Here is a 1,743-nt window from a genome sequence, read left to right as displayed (position 1 = left end):
AATAATTCCTACAATATTATCTTTTGGATTAATAATATCTGCGGCATTAATTTCAAATGCCATGAACAAAGCGAATAAAGATGAAAACAGAATTACAGTAAAAGGAGTAGCGGAACGTAGAATAAAAGCAGATAAGGCACTCATAAATATCGTAATTTCTGATAAAAATGAAAATCTTGATGAATTGAAAAAAAGTATATCAGAAAAAGAGAAATTGGTAACAGAGTTGATTAAAAATCTGAAAATTGATTCAAATGATTATAGTATTGGAAATTTAAGAATTCAGCCAAATTATATTGAAAGCTCATCGAATGTAAAACAACAGACAACAGCAATTTCTACTTCGATTATGCAAAATGCTAAAATTTCAGACTACGAGGGAGTTGAAACAATTTCAATTGTAACGAAGAATATTGACAAAGTTGAAGAGTTTTTTCAAAAATTATTAGAGTTAAAACTTCAAAGTAGTAATATTCAGGTAAACGAGCCAGAATTTTTTATAACGAATATCGAAAGATATAAAAAAGATATGGTAGTAGATGCTTCTCGAAATGCAGAAATAAGAGCAATTGAGATGTTAAAAGTAAACAACAATGAAATTGGTGGACTAAAAAATATTAGTCAAGGGCAATTTGAGATACTAGAAGATACAGAAGATGTGAGAAGAATTAATGAAAATGAAGCTAATCAAATTTATAAAAAGCTAAGAGTAGTAGTAACTGCTACTTATTTGATAAAATATTAGTTAGGGAAATCAAGTTTATTTTTAGAATAAATAGTAAATTAAGTTAAAAAATAAATCATAAAATAAAGTAAAAATTTAGGAGGAAAAAATTAATGAAACCAGCAGCAGAATTAAGACAAGGAAGCACATATAGAAAGGATAATATTCCATATTTAATATTAAAAGCTGAAAGACATCAGTCAACATCAGGAAAAAGACAAAGAGCAGCAGAAGTAAAATTTAAAACAAAAGAGCTAATCTCAGGAAAAATACAAGAAATAACAGTTTTAGCAACTGAACTTATGGACGATATTATTCTTGATAGAAATCAAATGCAATTTTTATATGAAACTGATGGAGAATATAATTTCATGGATCAGGAATCTTTTGAGCAAATTACTTTATCAGCGGAAGATTTAGGAGATGCAGTAAATTTCTTGGAAGAAGAAATGATTATCCAAGTATTGATGTATGAAGGAACTCCAGTTGGTGTAGAATTACCAAATACAGTAATTAGAGAAGTAACTTATACAGAACCAGGATTAAAAGGTGATACAATTGGACGTGCAACAAAGCCTGCAACTGTATCTACAGGGTATGAATTGCAAGTGCCTTTATTCGTAGCAATTGGAGATAAAATCAAAATTGACACGAGAACTGGTGAATATATCGAAAGAGCAAATTAATAACAATTCAGAATTATAATAATAAAAACGTAGCTATCGAAAAAACGGTAGCTTTTTTTGAAAAGACAAGAAAAAATTAATAAAAAATTAAAATTTTAAAAATAAGAAAAGCGTGAAAAAGGCTGGCTTAGAAAATGAATTCTAGGTACAGTCTTTTTTTGTGTAAAAACTAAAATTTATAAAAAATTAATCTTTACAAAAGAATGGGAAATTTTAGAGTATAGTGAAAAAAATGGTTAGAAATACACGAGGATAATTAGCTATAATATCTTGAAAAATCGTTGTATTCTGAAAATTGTACTTTAATTAGTTACCTCATTGTCCAAATAGTTG

At 27.7% G+C, this 1,743-nt stretch carries 2 protein-coding genes; both read left to right on the top strand.

Features of this window, described 5'->3' with window-relative positions; genetic code table 11:
- Position 1: 1 nt before the first annotated feature.
- Positions 2-745, top strand: a complete 744-nt coding sequence (locus Q0370_RS10250) for an SIMPL domain-containing protein (RefSeq protein WP_299575381.1) — start codon at positions 2-4, stop codon at positions 743-745.
- Between the two features lie 92 nt (positions 746-837).
- The gene (gene efp, locus Q0370_RS10245) at positions 838-1,410 is read left to right on the top strand and encodes an elongation factor P (RefSeq protein WP_147005751.1); all 573 of its coding nucleotides are present in this window, start codon (positions 838-840) and stop codon (positions 1,408-1,410) included.
- Positions 1,411-1,743 lie beyond the last annotated feature (333 nt).

The organism is uncultured Leptotrichia sp., from assembly GCF_938036635.1.
Lineage (GTDB): Bacteria > Fusobacteriota > Fusobacteriia > Fusobacteriales > Leptotrichiaceae > Leptotrichia > Leptotrichia hongkongensis.
Note: the sequence above shows the minus strand (reverse complement) of the source record. Positions and strands in the feature narration are given on the sequence as shown.